The sequence below is a fragment of the Empedobacter brevis NBRC 14943 = ATCC 43319 genome (assembly GCF_000382425.1).
Taxonomy (GTDB): domain Bacteria; phylum Bacteroidota; class Bacteroidia; order Flavobacteriales; family Weeksellaceae; genus Empedobacter; species Empedobacter brevis.
On sequence record NZ_KB908295.1, the window covers coordinates 265,508 to 290,273 of the forward strand.

The window sequence follows — 24,766 nt, forward strand, 5'->3', positions numbered from 1 at the left end:
CAATGAAAATAGGCTAACCAAAAGGTTAGCCTATTTTTTAAGTTGTATCTAAAAAAATATTTATTCCCTTTTATATTTTTCTTTATAAATTTCAAATGCTTGCATCAAGTTTTCTTCAGTCGCTTTTGGCATTCTGCGTGTTGCTTCAAATTCGTTTGAAGAAAGAGATTTGAAATCAGAAAGTGTCGGAATTAATTCTATTGAATTGACTAACATTTCAATTTCTGTTTCGTATTGCCGATAGGCAACGGAATGAAATGTGTCATTTGCATAAACAGGAACATGTTTTTGTTCGATTAAAAATCCTGCATCAGCTTCAGTATCTACAAAATGAGTGGTTACACCAATTTTTACACCTTTTGTAATTGCCCATTTCAACGAGTCTAATCCACGTGTTAAAGGTAAAAAGCCTGGGTGTGTATTGATTATTTTATGATTTTCAACCAATTCGTCCGGTAATAAACCAGCTCCAGCAATAATCACATAATCGGCATTAAATTCATTTAACTGATGATTTAAAGTGTCAGCAGTTGTTTGTTCAAAATCGTATCCAAAATTTTGACAAAAATCAATTGGTTCAATTTGAATTGCTTTACTTGGTCGATGTTGATAAATTGGTTTGAAAGGGTTTTCGCGCTGTACAAAAGGCAAAGCAAATACACTCACATTTTGATAGCCTTTGGCTTTCAACCCATTTAATACATCCTGCGTTTTTCGATGAGGTGTATTGTAAGAGATGATTGCAATTTTTGGTTGATGTATCATTTTATTTAATCAAATATTTCTTGTGATAATCAACGACATTGTCAATTGGTTTTCTGATAATATGTCCAACAGTTAAATGGTATTCAGCAGCAACAGAACGAATAACATCTTCGTAAATATGTGCAATAGAACCGATGAAATTTAACTCTGAATGACGAGCTTCTTCATAAGGTGTAATTTGATATTCGATAAATGAACACATTGCATCATATATAATTTTCTGAATAAACGGATCATTTTTATGCTCTACCACAAATTTATTAAATGAAGCTAAATAGGTATTTGCAAACTTATTCTGGTAGACATTTTTGTTTAATTCGTCCACCGACAATTTGTAATAGTCATCAAACGCTTTCGCTAAATGCGGAGGCATTTTTTTTGTATAGAATGCACGTAAAACACGTTTGCCTAAATCGTTTCCGGAACCTTCATCTCCTAAAATATAAGCCAAAGATTTTGTTTCTTCACGCATGGTTGTTCCATCAAAATAACATGAATTAGAACCTGTTCCTAAGATACAAACCATTGCAGGTTTTCCCATATAAGTAGCATAACAAGCCGCCAATAAATCATGGTCAACAGTAAGTTCTGCATTAGTGAAAAAATTATTTAAACCGTTTTTTACAACTTCGTGCATCGCTTCACTAGAAGTTCCTGCTCCGTAAAAAAAGACTTTTGTAAACTCAGTTGCAACGGGTGCAAAATCTTCGTTTTTTTGTAATTCAGCTGTAATATCGTCTGCTGTTACAAAATATGGATTAAATCCGATTGTATTTGTTCTAAACACTTCATTCAGGTCACTATCTAAAATCACCCAATCTGTTTTAGTAGAACCGCTATCAGCTATTGCAATCATTTTTTTGTTTTGATATAATTGAAGATTGCTAAAATAACATTCTTTTAACAATGAACATAAAAAAATGCCTGAAATTTCAGGCATTTTTTACAAATTAAAATTAATGTTCGTGACCATGGTCTACTACATCGATTTCGATGAAGGTTTGAGATTGATTACCGGCTTTGTCAATTAAATAAAGACCTAAATGGTAATGACCATCCGTAATTCCTTCTGTCGGAACTTGTACTTTATGCGTAAAAGCATATTCTTTTTGTCCGGAAGGGATAGATTCTTCTTTACTATATTCCCAATTTACATTCGCATTTCTGTGTTGGTGCCCGTCTCCGGCATAATGGATGTCAACTTTTACAGAACCTAATTCAACATTATCTTTTAAAATTGCTTCAATGTTGATGACATCTCCCAAATGGATGTGAGCATCATCTTTTGGAGAAATTAAATTGATTTCCGGTTTTGTTGTATCTAAAGTTGAATCATCATCTGAACAAGATGTCGTGATGAATAAACTTACGATTGAAATAAATGTATATTTTAAGATTGAATTTTTCATTGTGTTATATTTTTTTTGAATTGAATTATATTTTTTACGTTTTTATGAATTCCGAAAAAACGAATGACGAAATTCAGCCTTTAAAAATCGGAGGGCCACGTGTAAAATGAAATTCAATAGCAGAAAATTTAATTTTTTCTACTTGATTGAAACTAATTCTTTGATAAAATTCTTCGTTGGTTTCTACTTCAATTTTTGGTTCATCATGCGTGTCAAGAAAAATGGTGTAAAAAATAAAATGCTGACACTGATGATGAATCATTTCTTTTTTCTGATTCGAAAATTCTTGCGAATGATCGATTAAAGAAAAATGTAATTGATTAAAAATTGGTATCGAAAAAAGAATAATACTAAAGAATAGTCCGATAATTGGATCATTCTTTTTCATGTATTCCTTATTTTCCGAATGGAATTCCTAGCATTACTTGTATATTACGTGCCTGTTCCGGTAATTGCAATGCGCGATAAAAACTGGTATGATTGTAATAGTTTTTATTCAATAAATTAGATACCTGAATACTTAAATCTGCACGAAAATGACCGAACTTTAATTTGGTTTTTCCTCCGATTCCTACTAAGAAATAATTTGGTGTAATGTCTTCATTTTGTGCAATTCTATCTTGCTCAAATGTATACTTTCCATTGGCAAAAAAAGTTAATCCATCTAAAAAGGCTATCTGTTGATTTACCTTATAATTAAGTTGCCCAAATAGATTATTGGCAGGAGTGAAAGGGAGGTAATTTCCTAATTTTTTGTTCTCAGTAACTTGACGGTTATACAAATATTCGTAAACCAAATCAACATCAAAATTTTCGTTAATTTTTTTGCGAACTTCAAACTCGAAACCGGTTAACAAAGCTTTGCTTTGTGTATATTGATAAATTTGACCACCATGAGGGAGAATTGAAAATTGCCCTGAAGGTTTCAAGAAGATGTAATTGCTGAAATAATATAAATAGGGGCTAAACGAAATGTCCCAATCATTTTTATGAAAAACAGATTTAAAATCTACAGCAATTCCTTTTTCTACATCCAAATTTTCGTCACCACGTTCGTGTCTGAAACTGCCGTGGTGAATACCATTAGAACCTAGTTCAATCGCAGTAGGTAAACGGAAATTTGTTCCGATATTAAGGTTAAAATCCCATAATTCATTTGGCTGAAAAGTAGCACCAATCATTCCATTTAAATTACTAAAATTTCGGTCGATTGACTTGCTACGGTTGGCATAATAATCGGCGATTCCGGTAGAGTTGCCTTTTTCGATTAGATAATTGTATAAAAATTCATCAAAATAGCCTTCTGATTTGAAGGTAGAGTAATCGTAACGCAAACCGGCAGTTACTTTCCAGGTATTTCCTTTTTTGAATTCTTCTATTAAAAATCCGCTGAAAATATTCCGATCATATTTTGGTAACAAATAATTGTACCCTTCAATGTTGTTCGCTTGCAATTGAGCTTGCGCGCCAATGATTGTTTTAAAATTTTTACTGTGATTATGCTCAAATTTTACTTGAGAATCATACGTAGAAAGATTAAAATCTAATTCTAGATCAGGATTTTTTGTTGGAGCCGGCTGATTAGCATAATGCGTATGGAACGAACTAATTTCTTGTCGACGATTATTTTGATAACTCGCCAGGAATTTCAGAACATCTTTCGAATTTAAACGAAATTCGTTTTCAGAAATTACTTTAAAATGATTTACTTTTTGATAAGGAAACTCAACATTTCTATAATTTCCATCATGCTGTAAACGGTCGACGGACGGAATTCCATGCGAGCCAGGGAAAAAACCAATTTTTTGATTAACGTTGGAAATTGTTAAAATTGAACGAAATTTTTCGCCAATATAACCTGTTTGAATTTCTGCATTAAGGTCTTGTCCGGCTGTATTTTTTACGCGTTTATTGTAAATTGGTAAATAACGATTCAGGTAATAAATCTTATCTGTAGTCGTTCTGTAATCTGCATAATCAGAATAAGAACCTTTTATTTTATAGAAAAAATGATCACCACGAGATTTTAAATTGAACCCAATTCCATAATTATCATTGATGGATTGGTACAATGCTTTCGTTTCTCCGGAAAACGAATTTTTAGCAGGTAAATTATTGTTATTAATTTTGATGACACCAGCAATTGCTTCGTTTCCATACTCTAAAGCAGCTGGACCTTTAATAATTTCGACATCTTCCACATTTAAGGCATCGATTTCTAATCCATGATCAGCCCCCCATTGTTGACCTTCTTGTTTTACACCATTTTCAGTTACAATTAATCGATTGAAACCAAGTCCTCTAATGATTGGTTTTGAGGCAGAAGCACCAATTCCGGATGCATTAACTCCTGCAATATTTTCTAATGATTTAGCCAAAGAACCTGCATAGTTTTCCTGAATATAAGATTGGTCGACACGCGCTATATTTGCTGTAGAAAAATCGTGATGGTGTCCTAGAACAGTTACTTCATCTAAGTTGTAAGCTTTGTGAAATGTAAGTGTAAAAACGAATTTTTGCTGCGAATCGAACGTGATGGTTTGAGAAAAAGGTTCGTACCCTTGTTCATCTATTTGAACATGATAATTCCCTTTCTCTAAATTTTCTATTTTAAATTTTCCTTCAGCATTCGCATGATATTCTTTGTTGTTGAAATAAATGGATGCGAAAGGAATAGGTTTTTGATTCTTATCAAGAATTTGACCTTCGAAAATATTTTGTGCGAACACAGTCCCACACAATAATGCAGCAAAAACACTACATTTTATGTTGATTGACATAAATACAATAATTTAATAACGTTAAAAAAATAAGGATGTTTTTTTCTTGAGATTAAATCATGTAGGGTGGTGCTCGAAGACTTTTTTGAGTAAGTAATACTGCTTGTTTTACACGAGTTGTGTAAAGATTTTTATCTTTTTGAACATATGATTGCGTCCATTCGAATAATTCGATTTTCGAATCATTTTCAATAAAATGTTGATTGTAATGGCAAACCGTACAGTTGTGGTCGTGTACGTTAGAGAATTTATCCTTTAGCTCTTTATGTTCTTTATTTAAAGCATGATCCAAAATATGCACAGACTGATACACTGTCATAAACAGAGATATTGTCAGCATGATATAGTGGATAAATTTTTTCATTTCAGTTACAAAAGTAATATATTATTTCATTTCTTTCAACTCTTTTAAATTTTGTTGAAGTTTTCTTAGAAATAAAAAATAAATAATTCCGTAATATAGCGTTCCTATAATTACAATAAATGTAACAGCTGTTATAATGGCTATCCAGCCATAGATACCTGCATTGTTAGCAAGTGGTTGTATATCGTTTGCATGTTTAGCAAGGTAAATAGATTGTCCCAACTCATAATAAAAAGGAGCAGAAGATACGATTAAACTTAAAACAGTAAAAAGGATAAACAAGTTAACCAATCGACGAAATGAGATAATATTTTTCATCAAATCGACAACAGATTGATTAAGGTCTATCTTCTTGAAATAGCGATAAGCCATGATTAGAAATCCAAATGTAATGACAATACTGAAAACAGAAGTGATTTCATAGTTATTGATTGTTTTTTGTTCTAACAAGGTTGTTACTTTGCTATCAAATAAATTTTTTCCGGAGATCAATATATATAAATTGTATACAAGGAAAATGATAAATTCACAAAAAGTAAAAATAAACAACCATTTTATTGTAGTTGATGATTTCTTCTTTAACATTTGAAAAATTTGATTTTGGTCAAACTTTTCTTCTTCCTTTATGGAACCCCAAATTGATTTTAAGTCATCTAACTCCATTATTGTTCCATTTTTGACATTATTTCTTTCAACTTTATTTTCACTCTATTCATTTTTACGCGTGCATTAACTTCTGAAATACCTAATGTTTCAGCAATATCTTTGTATGGTAAATCTTCTAAGAAGAGTAGTACCAATGCGCGTTCTACATCATTTAATAATCTTATTGCAGCATACAAAAGTGTAATGCGTTCCTCTAAGAATTCATCTTTGTCTTCAGATTTTAAATTTATAAACTGGGCTTCATTAAAATCAGTTTCGTTAGATTTAGTCTTTTTTCTAATTAAAGTAATGGCCGTATTCAGACTAACGCGATACATCCATGTACTGAATTTAGAATCTCCTTTAAAAGAATCATAAGAACGCCATAATTGCAAGACAATTTCCTGAAATAAATCCTCGTGAGAATCCTTTTCATCTGTATAGATACGACAAACTTTATGGATAATCCCTTGGTTTTTTTCGACTAATTCAGTAAATATTTTTGCTTTATTATTCAAACTATTGTTTTGATGCCTTATATGTAGTGTTAAATCGGAAAATGTTACAACAAAAATAAAAATCCTCTTATATTGCTATAAGAGGATTAACCTAACTAACTTAAACCTATGAAAAGTTGTTCTACTTTTCTACTTGCAAGTATAGACATTAATTCGGTATTAAACAATTATTTTTTTTGATAATTTGTTAAAACTATCCTAAATAACTAAGAATGATTCTAAACTATCCAATTATGTTAATGAAATGATATAATTCATTGTGATTACAGCAATGGGATGTTTAAATTTGTGGAAATATCTAAAAAATTAAACGAATTGCTTTATGGCAAATGAATCATTACTAAAATCGTCGATTGGTAGGAAGTTCGCGATGGCGCTTTCAGCGTTATTTTTGATCGTGTTCTTGTTACAGCATTTCGTGATTAATGCATTATCTGTTATTAATCCGAATGGGTTCAATGAAGTTTCGGCTTTCATGAGTGACAACCCTTTTATTCAGTACTTAATGCAACCTATCTTATTAATTGGTGTAGTTTACCACTTTGTAATGGGGTTTGTGTTAGAAGCTCAAAACAAAAAAGCTCGTGGACCGGTTGCTTATCAAAAGTATAACGGAGCTGCAAATGCATCTTGGATGTCAAGAAATATGATTATTTCTGGTGCTGTAATCTTAGTTTTCTTATTATTACACTTGTATGACTTCTGGGTTCCGACAATCACAGATCATTACATTTCACCAAAACCTGAATTTGCACAAGGTAATTACTTTATGGATCACTTAAATCACGTTTTCACATTAGAAGGTGCTTTAAGTTTTGTAAGATTAGTAATCTACATTGTAGCATTTGTATTTTTATCATTACACTTACAACATGGTTTTGCGTCTGCATTCCAATCTATTGGAGCAAGACACCGTAAATACACACCAGTAATTGTTGCTTTCGGAAAATGGTATTCTATTTTAATTCCAGCAGGTTTCATTATCATTGCTGTTTACCATTTTTTTGTTAAATAATTAAATAATATCAAGAAATGAGTATATTAGATTCTAAATCTCCACAAGGAGATATCGCAAAACAATGGAGCGAACATAAAGCGCACTTAAACTTAGTGGCTCCAAATAACCGTGATAAAATTGATGTTATTGTTGTTGGTACAGGATTAGCCGGTGGTTCTGCGGCTGCTACTTTAGCAGAGTTAGGATACAAAGTAAAAGCATTCTGTTACCAAGATTCTCCACGTCGTGCGCACTCTATTGCTGCACAAGGAGGTATTAATGCTGCTAAAAATTATAAAGGAGATAACGACTCTATCTACCGTTTATTTTACGATACAATCAAAGGTGGTGATTACCGTGCTCGTGAGTCTAACGTTTATCGTTTGGCTGAGGTTTCTGGTAATATTATTGACCAATGTGTAATGCAAGGGGTTCCTTTTGCGCGTGATTACGGTGGATTATTAGATAACCGTTCTTTTGGTGGGGTACAAGTATCTCGTACTTTCTATGCGAAAGGTCAAACAGGACAACAATTATTATTAGGAGCTTATTCAGCAATGAATCAGCAAATCCACTTAGGACACATTCAAATGTACAACCGTCACGAAATGTTGGATATTGTACTTGTTGATGGAAAAGCTCGTGGTATTATTGCTCGTAATTTAATTACAGGTGAAATTGAAAGACATTCTGCTCATGCAGTAGTTATTGCTACTGGTGGTTACGGAAACGTTTATTTCTTATCTTCTAATGCAATGGGTTCTAACGTAACTTCTGCATGGAAAATTCACAAAAAAGGTGCATATTTTGCTAACCCTTGTTACGTACAAATTCACCCAACTTGTATTCCAATTCACGGAACAAATCAATCCAAATTAACTTTGATGTCTGAATCTTTACGTAACTCCGGACGTATCTGGGTTCCTAAAAAGAAAGAAGACGCTGAAGCTATCCGTGCTGGTAAGAAAAAAGCTGTTGATATTAAGGAAGAAGACAGAGATTACTACTTAGAAAGACGTTATCCTGCATTCGGTAACTTAGTTCCTCGTGACGTTGCATCTCGTGCTGCAAAAGAGCGTTGTGATGCTGGTTATGGTATCGAAGCAAATGAAACAGGTGAAGGAGTTTACTTAGATTTTACAGATGAGATCAAGAAAAAAGGTCGTGAGGTTGCATTTGCAAACGGAGATCAAAATCCTTCTGCTGCAGAAATCGAAAGATTAGGTAAAAAATGGATTGAAGAGAAATATGGTAACTTATTCCAAATGTATTGGAAAATTACAGATGAGAATCCATACGAAAATCCAATGCGTATCTACCCTGCAATTCACTATACAATGGGTGGTGTATGGGTTGATTACAACTTAATGTCTACAATCCCTGGATGTTTCGTAGCAGGTGAAGCAAATTTCTCTGACCACGGTGCAAACCGTTTAGGAGCTTCTGCTTTAATGCAAGGTTTAGCTGATGGTTATTTTGTATTACCTTATACAATTGCAGATTATTTATCAGCAGATATTCGTACAGGAAAAATTCCTACAAATACACCTGAGTTTGATGAAGCTGAAAAAGCAGTGAAAGATCAAATCCAACATTTCTTAAACAATAAAGGAACTAAGACTGTAGATAGTTTCCACAAACGTTTAGGAATTATTATGTGGAACAAAGTAGGTATGGCTCGTAATGCTCAAGGCTTAAAAGAAGCGATAGCTGAAATTGCTGCTTTACGTGAAGAATTTTACCGTGATGTAAAAGTTCCTGGTGATGCTGATGAAATGAATACGGAGTTAGAAAAAGCCGGACGTGTAGCTGACTTCTTAGAATTAGGACAGTTAATGGCAATTGATGCACTTAACCGTAATGAGTCTTGTGGTGGTCACTTCCGTGAAGAGTATCAAACAGAAGAAGGGGAAGCATTACGTGATGATGCGAACTATACTTATGTTGCAGCTTGGGAATACAAAGGAGATGACATCAATACAGAGGTGTTACACAAAGAGGATTTGAATTACAAATATATCGAGCTTAAAACTCGTAGTTATAAATAATAAAATCATTTTGCTTGATAAGAAATATTCGAGCAAAATGTCAAAATATCATATAGAATTATGGCATCATCAAAAACAATCAGCGTAACGCTGAAAATTTGGCGTCAAAAAAACGCTAATGCTCAAGGAAAAATGGAAACATATTCCTTAAAAGATGTTTCTACTGATTCTTCTTTCTTAGAAATGCTTGACTTATTAAACGAGCAATTAATAGAAGAAGGAAAGGAGCCAGTTGCATTCGACCACGACTGTCGTGAAGGTATTTGTGGTATGTGTTCTTTATTCATCAATGGTGAAGCTCACGGACCAGATAGAGGAGTTACAACTTGTCAGTTACATATGCGTATGTTCAAAGATGGAGAAACGATTTATATCGAACCATGGAGATCAGCTGCATTCCCGGTAATCAAAGATTTAATTGTTGATCGTTCATCTTTTGACCGTATTCAACAAGCAGGTGGTTATATTTCTGTCAACACTTCTGGGCGTACAGTAGATGCAAACAACATTCCTGTAAATAAAATGAATGCTGATGAAGCGTTTGACGCTGCAACATGTATTGGTTGTGGAGCATGTGTTGCAACTTGTAAAAACGGATCTGCAATGTTATTCGTAGGAGCAAAAGTTTCTCAATTTGCATTGTTACCTCAAGGACAAGTAGAAGCTGCTCGTCGTGCTCAGAAAATGGTAGCTCAAATGGATTTAGAAGGTTTCGGTAACTGTACAAATACAGGAGCTTGTGAAATAGAATGTCCAAAAGGAATTTCTTTGGATAATATCGCACGTATGAATCGTGAGTATTTATCTGCAAAAATTGTATCACAAGAATAGTATATTCTGAACTATAATTACATAAAAGAGAGACTATTTCGTCTCTCTTTTTTTATTTTATATCACTTATAAGTACATAAAAAAAGGATTTCAATCTCTTGAAATCCTTCCCAATGTCAAATTCATTCATTTGAATAAGTCCATTGTAATTTGTTCTTTTTAAATGATTATAAAAAAAGAATTTTTTTATAAATAGAACAAATATCTATATGTAATGATAAATGATATATACTCATAAATGATCGATTACTAAAAAAATATGTAAACTATGAGTAAAATCGATTTAAAAAGAACGTCTGGGTAAAAAAGGATTTCAATTCCTTGAAATCCTTCCCGAAATTTTTGATAATGATTTTGAATTAATTTCCACCTTATTATGGAAATTCTCTGTCGGCTTAAAAATTTCGTTATTTAGGGAAAAACAATTATTAATTTTAATGTTCTGTTTTAAAACAACTAACTATTTTAAAGTCCTGAACGAATAATTATTAATTCCTTGATGTAAAATTAATGACAAAAATCATGTTTTGCAAATTATTTAGATGTAATTTTAAAAGTTTAACACATCAATAGAGGATAAGATAATAAAAAAATCCAGCACATCATGTGCTGGATTTTAAGCTTAAGACGACTAAAATATAGTGTTCTGAGATTATTTAATGTTCTTAAAACTTCTGTTGATAAAATTCGTTAATTCTTTACCTTTTAACAATCCTTGAGACAGTTTTGCTAAATCTAATGCTTGATTGATTAACGCTTCTTTTTCTTCTTTCGATTCTTTGGCTAAAATTTCCGTCGCCAAATCAGAGTTGGCATTTACCACGACATTGTACATTTCCGGGAAATTACCCATGCCAAACATTCCGGCTCCGCCAGTCGCTTGCATATCTTTCATACGACGCATAAATTCTGATTGTGTAATAATGAAAGGAGCATCAGTTCCTGCTAAATCTTCTAATTGAATTGTGTACGACTTGTTATTGATTGAATCCGTAATCTCAGTTTTCAATTTGTCTTTATCTTCATCAGATAATTTAGAAATTTTAACGTCGTCTTTTTCAATCAAATTATTAATATGATCGGCATCAACTCGAACAAAAGTAACATTCTCTTTCGTTGATTCTAATTTCTGAATTAAATGAGAAGAGATAGGAGAATCTAATAAAATTACTTCGTAACCTTTCTCTTTTGCAATTTGAATGTATTGATCTTGTCCATCAACATCAGAAGCATAAAGCACAACCAATTTCCCGTCTTTGTTTGTTTGATGATCTTTGATTGCCGAATTCAACTCGTTCCAAGTAAAATATTTACCATCAACAGTTGGATACAATGCAAATTTGTCAGACTTTTCGAAGAATTTATCTTCCGAAATCATTCCATATTCAATCACAACTTTAATGTCGTTCCATTTTTGTTCATAATCCTCACGATTTTGATTTATTAATGAAGACATTTTATCCGCTACTTTTTTCGTGATGTGTGCAGAAATTTTCTTCACGGCACCATCCGCTTGTAAGTACGAACGTGAAACATTCAGAGGAATATCCGGAGAATCAATCACACCGCGTAATAACATCAAGAAATCGGGAACAATTCCTTTTACTTCATCTGTTACAAATACTTGATTTTGGTATAATTGTATACGGTCTTTATCGATATTAATGTTGTTTCCTAATTTTGGGAAGAATAAAATTCCAGTCAAATTAAATGGATAATCAACATTTAAATGAATGTGAAACAATGGTTCTTCGAATTGCATCGGATACAATTCTCTGTAGAAATTCTGATAATCTTCATCTGTTAATTCAGATGGTGCTTTTGTCCAAGCCGGATTTGTATTATTGATGATATCATCAACTTCAATTTCTTCCGGTTTTGCATCTTCAGCAGCACCTTCCGGTAATGGAAGTGTTTCCTTTTTCGTTCCGAACTTGATCGGAATAGGCATGAATTTATTGTATTTATTCAATAATTCACGAATCTTCCATTCGTCTAAAAATTCTTTTGAATCTTCCGAGATATGTAAAATAATCTCTGTTCCGCGTTCCGTTTTCTCCGCTTTTTCTAAGGTAAACTCAGGTGAACCATCACATGTCCAGTGCACAGCCGGTTCATCTTTGTATGATTTTGTAATAATTTCTACTTTATCTGCTACCATGAATGCAGAATAGAAACCCAAACCAAAATGACCGATAATACCATCCGCATCTTGGTGTTGGTTAATGAATTCCTCTGCTCCTGAAAAAGCAACCTGATTGATGTATTTTTCAACTTCATCAGCCGTCATTCCAAGACCTTGATCAATGATGTGTAAAGTATTGTCGTCTTTATTGATTTTTACTTCAATTTTTGGACTTCCGTATTCTACTTTAGCATCACCAATACTTGTTAAATGTTTTAATTTTAATGTCGCATCAGATGCATTCGAAATTAATTCACGTAAAAAGATTTCGTGATCACTGTATAAAAACTTCTTAATTAATGGAAAGATATTCTCTACCGAAACATTAATATTACCTTTATTCATTGTTATTGTATTTTTATATATTTTAAAAATTAGTACGTGTTATTGTTGACTTAATCAGTCGCTTTTTAATTTTCAAAAGACATTCCAAAGGAATGATTTCTGACATTTTGTCTTAAAATAGATCTTGTCAACTGCGGATAATTGCTTAATTTTAGTTTTAAAATTTAGAAAGATGAAATTCGGAAAAGTAGAAAATCCTGAGCTGGTTGATTTTACCTTGCCAAAAACACCAAAAGAAACAATCGATTTGTTGAACAAAGCTGATAAAACAGACAATTTTGAAGTGTATGTAGGCTGTGCAAAATGGAACAAGCAGGATTTGAAGAATTTTTATCCTCCCAAAACAAAAGACGAATTGAGTTATTATTCTACTCAGTTTAATAGCATCGAATTAAATGCGACATATTACCGTTCACCCAGCAAAGAAAATGTAGAAACCTGGGCGAAGAAAACACCAAAGGATTTTAAATTCTTTCCAAAAATACCACAAAGTATCAGTCATTATGGACGTTTGCAAAATGTAACAGATAAATTGAATCAGTATTTGGATGCTGTTGCGTTATTTGAAAATAAGTTAGGGATGATTTTTTTGCAGATGCACGAAAATTTTGCACCAAAAGATTTTGAAAAATTAGAAAACTTCATCGAAAATTTTCCCAAAGGTTATCCTTTAGCTGTTGAACTTCGTCATGAAGAGTGGTTTTCAAATGAAGAAAACTTTAATCAATTGGTAAAATTATTTGAAGATCATCATATTTCGAATATCATTGTCGATACGGCAGGTAGAAGAGATATGGTACATATGCGATTGACTTCTAATGAAGCCTTTGTGCGTTTTGTTGGAGCAAATATTCCATCTGATTACGAACGTTTAGATGAATGGATTGAGATCATCAAATTATGGAAAGCAGAAGGTTTGCAGAAATTGTACTTCTTTATTCATCAAAATTTAGAATTAGAATCGCCAATGTTAGCCAAATATTTTATTAAAAAATTGAATAAAGATTTAGGTTTAAATATTCGTGGTCCTCAGGATGAATTGACGTTGTTTTAAGTGAAAATTAGTTAAAATAATTCTTTAAACTTCGATTGTTTCCCCTAATTTTGTGAGACAAATAAAACAAAAGATTCTTCTAAAATTATGAAACAATTTACTTCGGTTTATGATGTAGAAAACATCGATGAATTACTAAAAACAGCATTAGAAATAAAAGCAAATCCATTTGCTCAGCAAGAAGTTGGTAAAAACAAAACAATTGGTTTAATTTTCTTCAATCCAAGTTTACGTACGCGTTTAAGTTCTATTAAAGCAGCCTATAATTTAGGTGCAAATGCGTGGGTTTTGAATGCAGGAGCAGATTCATGGACTTTAGAAATGGCTGATGGAGCTGTGATGAACGGAGATTCTCAAGAGCATATCAAAGAAGCGATTCAAGTGATGAGTGCTTATTGTGATGTATTGGGTGTTCGTACATTTCCGAAATTAGTAGACCGTGATGAGGATTATAATGAAATCATGTTCAATAAAGTAAAAGAATTGTCTTCAGTTCCTGTGGTTTCATTAGAAAGTGCAACTTTACATCCTTTACAGTCTTTTGCCGATTTAATTACAATTGCTGAAAAAGTGAACTATAATCCAATTGAAAAACCAGCAAAAAAAGTAAAAGTTGTGATGACGTGGGCACCACACCCAAGACGTTTGCCGCAAGCTGTTCCAAACTCATTTGCACAATGGTTTTCTAAGGTAGATTGGGTCGATTTTACTGTTGTTCAACCAAAAGGATATGAATTGGATCCGAAGTTTACAGAAGGAGCAACTATTTCGTATGATCAGGACGAAGCATTGAAAGATGCTGATTTTGTCTATGCCAAAAACTGGTCTTCTTACGAAAATTATGGACAAGCGAATGAAGGAGACAAAGATTGGGAAGTTACAATGGATAAAATGAATTTAACAAATAATGGAAAATTCATGCATTGTTTACCTGTTCGTCGTAATGTTGTTGTTTCTGATGAAGTGCTGGATTCTGATCATTCAATTGTGATCGATGAAGCGACAAACCGTATCTATTCTGCTCAGACAGTATTCCATGAAATATTGAAAAATAAATAATTAGATTATTCTATTATAAAAAACTCCTTTGCTGTCAAAGGAGTTTTTTGTGTCCATTGATTTTAACAATTGCATAATCAAAAACTAAAATTCACGAACGAATAGATTTGATGTCAATTTTGTATCTTTGAATAAAGATTTACAAATGGCAGATTATATCAGAATTCATCCGGAGAATCCACAAGAAAAAGCAATTGATCAAGTGGTTAAAATTTTGAAAAATGGAGGTTTAATCATTTATCCTTCCGATACGGTGTATGGATTAGGATGTGATATTACGAATCTCAAAGCAATGGAAAAATTAGCAAGATTGAAAGGCGTTAAGCTCGAAAAATCTCAGTTTTCGATTGTGTGCAACGATTTGAGTCATTTGTCTCAATATACTTTACCAATTGACAATAGTACGTTCAAAATCTTGAAACGGGCTTTACCCGGACCATTTACTTTCGTTATGAATGCATCCCGCAGTTTACCAGTTGCTTATAAAGGGAAGAAAACCGTAGGTATTCGTGTTCCGAATCATGCTGTACCTCAAATGATTGTAGAGAAATTAGGAAATCCTATTGCGTCAACATCGATTTATGATGAGGATGAAATTGTAGAATATACAACTGATCCTGAATTGATTTTTGAGAAATGGGAAAAACTAGTAGATGCTGTAATCGATAGTGGATATGGTGACAACGTGGCTTCTACAGTTGTTGATATGACAGACGGAGTAGAGGTATTGCGTGAAGGTAAAGGCAATATTGAAGATTATCTATAATTTATTTTAAGAAAAACAAAACATGAAAATATTACTTTCTCCGGCGAAGATGATGAATCTTGAAACAAACGCAAAATGGAGAGCAACGACACCTCAGTTCTTAGAGCATTCACAAGAAATTATGGATGTGATGAAAAAAATGGACAGAACAGATCTTGAGAAATTGATGAAAATTTCGAAAGAGATTGCTGAAATGAATGTTGAACGTAATCAGGTGTGGAATGTGAAGCCAACAGCTAAGCAAGCAATTCCGGCGGCTTTGGCATTTAAAGGTGAGGTTTACAGAGGTTTGAATGCTGAAACACTGGATGGAAAATCGTTAGAATATTTTAACAAACATGCTTTTTTATTGTCTGGTTTGTATGGAATGTTGCGTCCTTCAGATAAAGTAATGCTGTATCGCCTGGAAATGGGATCGAAGCTTGATGTACACGGGTCTAAAAATCTGTATGGTTTCTGGAGAGAAATTTTGACTCCATTTTTAAATTCTAAATTGAAAAATGGAGAATTTATCTTAAATTTAGCAAGTAATGAATATGCAAAAGTTTTAGATAAAAAAAAGTTGAAAGTTCCAATCATTGATGTTGAATTCCAGGATTATAAAAATGGAGAATTAAAAAAAATCATGATGTATTTTAAACATGCTCGTGGTGCAATGGCACGTTATTGTGCGAATAATAATGTTGAAACATTGGATGAAGTAAAAGCGTTTGATGTCGATGGTTATCGTTACGATGATAACCTTTCTTCAGAAGAAACGTTAGTGTTTACAAGATAATAACAAAATAGTTGTAAAAACTTGAAGACTGCTTTATAAGTAGTCTTTCGTTATTTAAAATAAAAATATGGAAGGAAATTTTATCGATATATTGCCCATTAAAATTATTTACTCGTTCGAATCTTTAATCGAAGAATTGGAACGTTCTGAATACAACTTCGGAGAATTTAATGCTTTTTTGGAATACCTGAAAGTTGCCAGACCGGAGTTGATAGAAGGGGTAGAGACGTTTGACGATTTTGAGAAATTAATCAAGAACGTTGAGCCGATTATCGAAAAAATTATTCCGAAACCTTTGGTCAAATACAATCTCAAGGCCATTACCTTTCCTTTTTCTGATAAATTTATTTTTGCGACAGATCGTCTTAAAGAATTGATTGATAAAAAACAATCGCGGTTGAAATTTAATTATGAAGACCTTGATTACGAAACACTTTATAAATTTTGTAGCTGTTTTATTTTATCGAAATATTACCATAAGAATTTAGATTTTAATCTGTCAAACCAATTGGTGATTGAGAATGAAAACGGGTATAAAACTTATTTGGGAACAGATATCAACCATGATTATTTTAAGATTTTCCCTTCTGATAAAAAGTTCGAATTAACAGAGGATGAAATAGAAGAGTTATTAAATAATTACGAAGACACAGAATTATGGATGAAAAAAATTCCAATTGGTTCGTGGATAGCAAAAGGGTTTAATCTTGTTTCTTTTTTTGACAATACAACGGAGATAGCGTTGTCCAATTTGAAAACTAAACTTTTATCGTATGGAGAATCTTTTGAAGTGGTTCGAACGGATATTATTTCTGCTTTAAAATCCATTTTTAGAATCAATGATTTAGAAGTCGGATTTTCAGCTTATAATTCTGATAAAAACCAAATAGAAGTAAGTCATCTTCTTCAGTTGAATGACAGTTTATTGGTTGATGACCGCAAAAAGTTAAAGCTGAACGAAATTGCTTGTGCGGATTTAGAGCATAAAATTTCAAAATCAGATTATTATGTTGTTTCTAATGTCGATTCTGCTTTGTCAAAGTATCCACAAGATAAAATGCTTAGAATTGCAAATAATTCAGGGATTAAAAGTTTGATTTTATATCCATTGAAAAATGGAAACTCTTGTTTGGGAATTTTGGAAATTGCATCCAGAGAAGCAAGTGTATTCAATCGCATTAATGCAAATCTTTTGCGGGAAATCACACCGCTTTTAGAAGAATCTATTTACCGATACACAGTCGAATTTGAAAATCAAATCAACGCCTATATACAGACGGAATATACTTCTCTGCATCCAAGTGTGGATTGGAAATTTAGAGAGAAAGCAAGAGAACATTTGTTGCATCCGGAAAACTCGAGACAAAAATCTCAAATTTCTTTTCAAAATGTGTATCCTATTTATGGTGAATTGGATGTCAGAAATTCGTCTATTATTCGCAATCAGTGTTTGAAACAAGATTATACAAATCAGATCAATTATTTGGTATTGGTTTGCAACGAATTGTATAATCGGACAAAGAAAGATCAATTTTTAAATTATATTGATGATTTGAATCATTTCTTGGAGAGAATTGATCATGTTGATAAAATCTATTTTGAAAGTGAGCTGTTTGATTATATTACTCTTCATATTCATCCGGAAATTCCGAAATATGTGCAAGACGATGAAAAATCAGTTATAGAAGAATACCTGAAAAAATTGGATGCAACAACAGGATTATTTTATGTAGAACGTAAAAAATTTGATCAATCGATTGTGATGACAAATTCGTTTTTGTCAAATAAATTGGATACTTTTCAGAAGGATGCGCAAGAAATTTTTCCACATTATTACGAACGTTTCAAGACAGATGGTATTGATTACAACCTTTATGTTGGGCGAAGCATAGCGCCGCTTAAAAAGTTTTCGTATCAAAATATTCGAGAAATTAGATACTGGCAATTGCAAGCAATGATTGCTTTAGAACAGTCTTACAAAGAGATTCAGAAGAAAACACCATTAAAAATAGAAGTCGCTTCTTTGCTTTATGCAACAAATACAACATTGGATATTCTATTCAAATTAGATGAAAAACGTTTTGATGTGAATGGATACAATAATGCGAAGTATGAGATTATAAAGAAAAGATTAAGCAAAGCTTTTGTGAAAGGAACAAATGAACGGATCAACCAGCCTCAAAAAATATGTATTATCTACACAGAAGATATTTTGCGAGAAGAATATACCAGCTACATCAATTTATTGATTGATAAAAAATTTCTGAAGAAAGAAATAGAGTATTTAGAGGTTGATGATTTACAAGGAATAAATGGTTTGTTGGCAATACGAGTTTCGGTAAACTATAAATACAAGTTAGAACAATATACTAAATTAGAAGAATAGAATGGACAATAATAACGTTTTGCTAAATATTTCGATAGACGGTTCTGTAGAAAATATTTGGAAAGTTTTGGTTGATGAATCTACATTTAACGAATGCTTTGAGCATATAAAAATGAAGTGCAAAGAATGGAGAGTAGGAGAGACGGTGAAATTTGAATCTCAAAAAAATAATGAAATTATTGTTGATGAAGCGATGATTACGTCTATTCTTGAAAATGAACGCTTACGATACAATTATAAAAAACAGAATACTAACCACGAAATTGAAGTGACATTTAGCTTAAAACCTTCGGGAAATTTTACTTATTTAACGATAGAAGGAAAAGATTTTGTAAATGAATTTGATCGTTCACATTCTGAAAATGCCTGGATAAATATGATGCAAGCCATCAAGAAATATGTTCAGAAAAAATAAAGTAGCAATTGAATTATTGATAATGGTTTAAAACGATTGGTTAAATATTATTATTTAATTTGCTCTCAGAAAAATTAAAAAAACAGAAAAACCGAATCATATGATTCGGTTTTTCTGTTTTTTTATTAATTAGAGTTTGATTATTTTTTTTGTTAGAATTTTCCCATTGCTCAATTCTATTTTTACAATATAGTTTCCTGCGGGAAGGAAAGAAATATTTAAACTGGAAGTTTTTTCCATTATCAATTTTTTTCCATCAGCACTAAAAACAGAAACCATAGAAATTTTGTCTTCCGATTGGATTTCTAAAATATCTTTTACCGGATTAGGATAAATTTTGAGTTCAGATAAATTTATATCATCTGTTGAAAGAGTTATTCGAGAAGTATCGACCGGACCAACCCAGGAGCTGTTCATTTCACCATCACATTTTGAGCGAACAAACAGGGAGTAATACCAATTGGTTTTTAAATCTGTCAGTTGGAATCCGGTTTCACCATCTGTATCATCCAAAAAAGTTTCATCAGCTATATTTTCACGCCTTCCATACATGATTTCCCATGTTGTAGCCTCCCCGGTTTCTGTCCAATCTACCGTAACAGTATTTCCAATTTGTTCCGTTATCACAAAATCAGTTGGGGGTTGACAGATAGTCTGTCCGCTTTTCCGGTTTTGTAGGTACATAGAGAAAGGAATATTCCCTTGACCTTGATTAAATACGGCATCTGGGACATCTAATTTTATGGTATGCTTTCCTGCTGCCAAATGACCGATATACACTTCTCGGTTTGGAATTTTATCGGCAGGGCACCAATTGTTAAAACTTAACCATTGCCTTGTTGTTCTAGGGCTTGCTCCATAAATTCCGTTGCCTTGCGTATTGTATTGTCGCCAAGGTTCACAAGACTTTCCTCCCGGGATGTAACGATGTATTAAGTCATCGTTTAAATAGATATTATGATTTCTTCGTGCATATTCTTCTCCTCCTGAATTTGCACCATGATTGGAACTAATCAGGTATAATATTGCATTTTCAACAGGATTATCCAATGTAAACTCGATGATTTTGGTGGTTGCTCCGGGAACATCTGTTGAGTTGTAATTGTTCAAAGATTCATAATCGGCTAATGGTAATAGAAAATGGCTGTCATCATATATTTCAGCACCTGTATCTACAGTGAACGATAATGTACCCTCAAATACATCAATTCTTCCTGTACATCCTGCTACTTGCGTCTGAGCAGCATAAGGAACACCAAAAACCTCAAATTCTAACCAGAAATCATAAGTTGTATTCAATGTATTGTCTTTAAAAATCTCAGAAACATTATCCAATGTAAAGTGATAAGGGACTTCTTTGGGATTTCTGTTTTTATTCATAAACGGTGTGATGATACGTGCTATTTCAATTCGGCTGACATGGTCTGAATTATATTCAGTAGCTCCTTTTGGGACAAAGGCTAAAAAGATTTCTCCTAAACGATCATAATTATCACAAAGAGCTCCAATCGTTACATCCATGGACAGCATTCCTTTTGAAAGGTTATGAATCATGTCATTGGTTAGCTTAGTCGTGTATTTTGCATTGTTCATACGGGTTACTCCATTTGGAACAGGTTCATCAACAGTTGCTGCATACCCGTCATAGAAAATGATACGGTCGTAAATCGTGTAGGAAGATTGGGAAAAAAGCAGGGAACCCAAAATTAAAAAAAGAGTAAATAAGATTTTTTTCATGTGTTAAATATTTAAGTGTTAATTAATTTCAAGAGTTTAATATCATTTTTAAGCGGTTATAAATTTGATGCAGACCTTTCTTAAAAATCGATGCAAAGAACTTCTGTCTTTTAAATTTATATAAAGTAAATGATTGATTATTAGTGGTTTATTCTTTTTTTGAAGAATGAAGCGAATATATAAAATCACCAAAGGTAGACTTTAGTCTACCTTTGGTGTTATTGTGAATTTTGTTTTGAAATAATTCGTTTAGAACGGTACTGACATACTATTTAATCAGGTAGTTGAATTAATTTTTCAAAGTTAGTTTTCCAAATGTCAAGTTCAAATAATTCTCCATTATCATCTATATTTAATGAAACAATTACATCTACCCCATCAGAATCTTTAAATTGGTATTCACTAATTTGTTCTCCGAAACTTCTGTTTTCTATAATTTTCCCTTCGGGAAAGAGATGTAGACTTCTCATTTCACCATCATTTATTTGACAAACCAATAATTTTTTATACCAATCATCAGGAAATGAAAGTCCTGATTTATCAAGAAGTAATGTAATAAGTTTTACTTCTTGATTTGTAGGTTTTCTATTTAACTCCATGTATTCTTCCTATGTTATATTTTCCTTCTGAAATTGTTTTTATTCTCCAGCTCAATAATTTTGTTGTAGGGTTTGTGTGCAATTTTTTTAGGAGATATTAGTTATAAAAGATTCACTAAAACTATAAAAAACAATAATAGTAAAACTAAAATATGCTTTTGGTTTTATTAGAAATTTGTGTTTTGTAAAATACTTTACTGTATATTTCTTCCTACTGCCATACAAGAAACTCGTCTATAAATTCTCCTTCTGAATCTAAATACAATATATAATTTCCTATATTGTTACTTTGATTTAAGATATTTATTGTGATTTTATATTTATTTTCTAAATATGAATTTTCATTAAAAATAATTAAATCAATAGATTTATTAATATAATCCAATAAGTATTCTTCTCCAAAAGAGTCTCTTAATTCACTTTTTATATCTTTATTATTTATAGTTTTCTCGAGATAATTAACTGCTTTTTTGAAAAAAGAATCGATATTTATTTCTTTCATAATTTTCAATTATTAATGCTTTATGATTTTATCAAAAACTATATGACCATTTGTATTAGCGTTTCCATATATTCTAACGATAAGAATACATCGTACTCGCGACAGCGTGGAACTAAAGCAATTTCATTTCTTTTATTTCACATATGTTCTATTCCTTCGAACTATTTTGAAAATATTATAATCTTTATCGTAATAGATAGCTTGTAAGATATACTCTTCTCCATATTCATTTACATAAATTGAGGTTGATTTAAAGGTATCTTTGGATATCTTTTTTATTTCTACTTTATATTTTAACTCATTTTCGTATTGAAAAATTGTATCTTTTTTAGTTGATAACATTAAGTGCTTATTGTCATTTCCATCACCAGAATAAAACTCATTGTCAATTTTTACAATAGAACCTGTATTTACATAATATTTTTCATAAATACCTTTTACCTTCAAATCGATAGAGTCTCCTTTATAATATATTACTTCAATAATATCATCTTTCGCTGCTTTTAAAGTTACTTTTTTTGTACAAGATTGAATTCCAATATTCATTATAAAGATGCTAAGTAGCATGAAAATGCTTTTCATATTTTTTTGTTTATTGAAATACTCTTTCATATTATTTCTATATTTCTGCGTTATTATTCATGATTTCATTTTTTCATTTCGTGATATATTTCTACACCTTTGTGATCATAATTATCTGTTCCAGAACTATTATTTCCTGTCCATTCGATTATTGATTGATATTTATATTATTTCATTTTAGTGCAATAATGAAGCAAATAGCATAGCCATATCTTTAATTATAGCTATACACAACGTGTAAACTACCATATTCTAAATTAAATTGTTAAATGATAATAATAAACTATCCTTTTATAGCTTCTTCAGTAGATATAAAGCCATCAATCCATTCAATAGAGTCTAATTTAACTCTTCCTATATTAAAACAAGTTATAGGAAAATCTTTAAATCCTTTTTTGTCTTTTAATTCGTTTATAACTTTTTTTGCCTTTTCTTCAGAGGAAAAAATACCTATTAATTTAATTTCATCAATTATTTTTCCTTTGTATGTATATTCATACTCATGTTCTAACATATAAACTTCTTTCATAATATATTATTCAAAATTTCTATCATACCATTTTTTATTTTAGAATACTCAGTATTAGAGGTTGTTTTATAATTTCCTGGTCCATACTTTTGATCAACAAAATAGGATTATTATGAGTATAAATTATAAGGAGAAACAGGATTAGCTTCTTCCTCCAGAGAGTCTATCACGCCCCAGCGCCAAATATCAATACATACGTGCTCCATAGTCATAAACATTCAAGCCAAGTTCCTCTTGTAACTCTTTTCCATTATAACGATACTTATAATTCGCGGAACCTGAATTACTTCCTATGCCAATGATAATTTATACATTTCTAAAAAGGACGTTTTTATAACTTTGTTAACCAAAGGTAGACTTACGTCTACCTTTGGTTTTATTGTGAATTTACTTTACCATTATATATTGACTGGCTTACAATTTCTATTTTTCCATTAACTTCTTTTAAAATCCAATAGCTTGAAAGTTCAAATGTTAAATTAATAAAATTAAATTTATTCAAGTCTACTTCTAATCCTGTTCTTTCAATGGGGATATAATCATCTTTTTTTGAAAGTATAAAAATAATATTATCATTAATTATAGTAAGATATACGTTAGTATTTGGTTGAAATAATCTTGATTTTCTAGAACTAGCTAACTTAATTTCATTAGCTTTTCTAAAATCGAGATACCAAGTTTGTCCATCTTTCAAATAATAATTTTTCAAACCAATTGAATCAATAAAGTTTTTTAAATTTTTATCTTCTAATATGACAATTTCTGCGGAGAAGTTATCTTTATTTTCTTGTCCAAATGCTCCTATATTTATGAAGAAAGCTATAGGTATCATTATTTTATTTATAAAGTATCTCATTTTCTTATTTTTTTCTTGGTTTTATAATAGTAGTGTCCAATTCAATACCAGATTCATCATATGTCTTATATTGTCCATTATATATAGTATAAATTCTAAAAGTAGGATTTGTTCCTGGTTGTTTTTCTTTTATAGTACTTACAGCTGTACTATCAGCTCCTGAAATCATATCATTCATTGGGTGTGAATGATCAAATGAAATAATATTCCCATTTTTTGGCCACGAGATATTTAGACTACTTTCTGCGTCATATTCAAAACTTGTTCCTATCAATGTTTTACCGTTCTCAAAATTTGTGATTGAAAATTCTGATGTAGAATTATTAGCCATGAATTCAAATAATCCTTGAGAATTAGTGGAAGAGCTAGCATCCATTATTTGTATTGGAACATTTTTTCCATTTTCTCCCAAGGTTGGATCAAAAAAAGTTGTATTTTCAATGTTGTCCAAAGTGCCTTTATTAACTGTAATACTTTTATTTTCGTTTACAGAACCATCAGTATTAGAAGCATACAAAGTATCAGTGTTATCTTCAGTCTCTCTAATCAACTCTACTTTGCCATTCTTTAATAATTGGTAATCATCTGGCGGAGTAGCTACCATTCCATCAGGATC

Annotated in this window: 25 protein-coding genes; 9 read left to right on the top strand and 16 right to left on the bottom strand. The window is 31.7% G+C overall.

Annotated features, from left to right (window positions below; translation table 11 throughout):
- Positions 1–60: 60 nt before the first annotated feature.
- The 8 genes from H277_RS0109845 to H277_RS0109880 form a co-directional block, all read right to left on the bottom strand.
- Entirely contained in the window at positions 61–765 is a 705-nt protein-coding gene (locus H277_RS0109845; RefSeq protein WP_019975424.1) for a formyltransferase family protein, read from the bottom strand.
- Between the two features lies 1 nt (position 766).
- Complete coding sequence (locus H277_RS0109850) at positions 767–1,621, bottom strand: BadF/BadG/BcrA/BcrD ATPase family protein (RefSeq protein ID WP_026357527.1); 855 nt, start codon at positions 1,619–1,621, stop codon at positions 767–769.
- Between the two features lie 100 nt (positions 1,622–1,721).
- On the bottom strand, positions 1,722–2,174 hold the full coding sequence (locus H277_RS19725; protein ID WP_019975426.1) for a DUF4625 domain-containing protein: 453 nt from the start codon (positions 2,172–2,174) through the stop codon (positions 1,722–1,724).
- A gap of 73 nt (positions 2,175–2,247) precedes the next feature.
- Complete coding sequence (locus tag H277_RS0109860) at positions 2,248–2,562, bottom strand: hypothetical protein (protein WP_019975427.1); 315 nt, start codon at positions 2,560–2,562, stop codon at positions 2,248–2,250.
- Positions 2,563–2,569: 7 nt separating this feature from the next.
- Positions 2,570–4,954 (bottom strand): TonB-dependent receptor, encoded by a 2,385-nt coding sequence (locus H277_RS0109865; RefSeq protein WP_019975428.1) that lies wholly within the window; start codon positions 4,952–4,954, stop codon positions 2,570–2,572.
- Positions 4,955–5,006: 52 nt separating this feature from the next.
- Positions 5,007–5,318, bottom strand: coding sequence for a hypothetical protein (locus H277_RS0109870; protein ID WP_146810386.1), 312 nt, complete (start codon positions 5,316–5,318; stop codon positions 5,007–5,009).
- A gap of 21 nt (positions 5,319–5,339) precedes the next feature.
- Entirely contained in the window at positions 5,340–5,981 is a 642-nt protein-coding gene (locus tag H277_RS0109875) for a hypothetical protein (RefSeq protein WP_019975430.1), read from the bottom strand.
- A complete protein-coding gene (locus H277_RS0109880; protein WP_019975431.1) occupies positions 5,981–6,481 on the bottom strand; it encodes an RNA polymerase sigma factor in 501 nt (166 codons plus the stop codon). Before H277_RS0109880 ends, H277_RS0109875 begins: the two co-directional genes overlap by 1 nt.
- A 322-nt stretch (positions 6,482–6,803) precedes the next feature.
- On the opposite strand from H277_RS0109880, the gene H277_RS0109885 reads away from it, so the two are divergent.
- The 3 genes from H277_RS0109885 to H277_RS0109895 are packed head-to-tail and all read left to right on the top strand — an operon-like array spanning position 6,804 to position 10,357.
- Positions 6,804–7,496, top strand: coding sequence for a succinate dehydrogenase cytochrome b subunit (locus H277_RS0109885; RefSeq protein ID WP_019975432.1), 693 nt, complete (start codon positions 6,804–6,806; stop codon positions 7,494–7,496).
- A 17-nt stretch (positions 7,497–7,513) separates the two neighbouring features.
- On the top strand, positions 7,514–9,526 hold the full coding sequence (locus H277_RS0109890) for a fumarate reductase/succinate dehydrogenase flavoprotein subunit (RefSeq protein WP_019975433.1): 2,013 nt from the start codon (positions 7,514–7,516) through the stop codon (positions 9,524–9,526).
- Positions 9,527–9,586: 60 nt separating this feature from the next.
- Positions 9,587–10,357: a succinate dehydrogenase/fumarate reductase iron-sulfur subunit gene (locus tag H277_RS0109895; RefSeq protein WP_019975434.1), complete on the top strand. Its 771-nt coding sequence runs from the start codon at positions 9,587–9,589 to the stop codon at positions 10,355–10,357.
- Between the two features lie 652 nt (positions 10,358–11,009).
- Here the strand turns inward: H277_RS0109895 and htpG are convergent.
- Positions 11,010–12,887, bottom strand: a complete 1,878-nt coding sequence (htpG, locus tag H277_RS0109900) for a molecular chaperone HtpG (protein ID WP_019975435.1) — start codon at positions 12,885–12,887, stop codon at positions 11,010–11,012.
- Positions 12,888–13,059: 172 nt separating this feature from the next.
- On the opposite strand from htpG, the gene H277_RS0109905 reads away from it, so the two are divergent.
- The 6 genes from H277_RS0109905 (at position 13,060) to H277_RS0109930 (ending at position 19,345) form a co-directional block, all read left to right on the top strand.
- Positions 13,060–13,941 (top strand): DUF72 domain-containing protein, encoded by an 882-nt coding sequence (locus tag H277_RS0109905; protein WP_019975436.1) that lies wholly within the window; start codon positions 13,060–13,062, stop codon positions 13,939–13,941.
- An 87-nt stretch (positions 13,942–14,028) separates the two neighbouring features.
- Positions 14,029–15,000, top strand: coding sequence for an N-acetylornithine carbamoyltransferase (locus tag H277_RS0109910; protein WP_019975437.1), 972 nt, complete (start codon positions 14,029–14,031; stop codon positions 14,998–15,000).
- A 145-nt stretch (positions 15,001–15,145) separates the two neighbouring features.
- Complete coding sequence (locus H277_RS0109915; RefSeq protein WP_019975438.1) at positions 15,146–15,766, top strand: L-threonylcarbamoyladenylate synthase; 621 nt, start codon at positions 15,146–15,148, stop codon at positions 15,764–15,766.
- Positions 15,767–15,788: 22 nt separating this feature from the next.
- The gene (yaaA, locus tag H277_RS0109920) at positions 15,789–16,544 is read left to right on the top strand and encodes a peroxide stress protein YaaA (RefSeq protein ID WP_019975439.1); all 756 of its coding nucleotides are present in this window, start codon (positions 15,789–15,791) and stop codon (positions 16,542–16,544) included.
- A gap of 67 nt (positions 16,545–16,611) precedes the next feature.
- Positions 16,612–18,930 (top strand): GAF domain-containing protein, encoded by a 2,319-nt coding sequence (locus H277_RS0109925; protein ID WP_019975440.1) that lies wholly within the window; start codon positions 16,612–16,614, stop codon positions 18,928–18,930.
- A gap of 1 nt (position 18,931) precedes the next feature.
- Entirely contained in the window at positions 18,932–19,345 is a 414-nt protein-coding gene (locus H277_RS0109930; protein WP_019975441.1) for an SRPBCC domain-containing protein, read from the top strand.
- Between the two features lie 129 nt (positions 19,346–19,474).
- Here the strand turns inward: H277_RS0109930 and H277_RS20000 are convergent, their stop codons facing one another.
- The 7 genes from H277_RS20000 to H277_RS0109965 all read right to left on the bottom strand — a co-directional run.
- Positions 19,475–21,082, bottom strand: coding sequence for a peptide-N-glycosidase F-related protein (locus H277_RS20000; protein WP_019975442.1), 1,608 nt, complete (start codon positions 21,080–21,082; stop codon positions 19,475–19,477).
- Between the two features lie 272 nt (positions 21,083–21,354).
- Positions 21,355–21,681 carry a DUF6984 family protein gene (locus tag H277_RS0109940; protein ID WP_019975443.1) on the bottom strand — a complete coding sequence of 109 codons (327 nt, stop codon included), beginning with the start codon at positions 21,679–21,681 and terminating at the stop codon, positions 21,355–21,357.
- A gap of 211 nt (positions 21,682–21,892) precedes the next feature.
- A complete protein-coding gene (locus tag H277_RS0109945; protein ID WP_019975444.1) occupies positions 21,893–22,183 on the bottom strand; it encodes a hypothetical protein in 291 nt (96 codons plus the stop codon).
- Positions 22,184–22,315: 132 nt separating this feature from the next.
- Entirely contained in the window at positions 22,316–22,765 is a 450-nt protein-coding gene (locus H277_RS0109950; RefSeq protein WP_154652444.1) for a hypothetical protein, read from the bottom strand.
- Positions 22,766–23,048: 283 nt separating this feature from the next.
- Positions 23,049–23,294, bottom strand: coding sequence for an SPOR domain-containing protein (locus tag H277_RS0109955; RefSeq protein WP_019975446.1), 246 nt, complete (start codon positions 23,292–23,294; stop codon positions 23,049–23,051).
- 376 nt (positions 23,295–23,670) lie between these two features.
- A complete protein-coding gene (locus H277_RS0109960) occupies positions 23,671–24,150 on the bottom strand; it encodes a hypothetical protein (RefSeq protein ID WP_244874888.1) in 480 nt (159 codons plus the stop codon).
- Positions 24,151–24,154: 4 nt separating this feature from the next.
- Positions 24,155–24,766: JAB-like toxin 1 domain-containing protein (locus tag H277_RS0109965; protein ID WP_026357528.1), on the bottom strand; the 612-nt coding region annotated here is incomplete at its 5' end.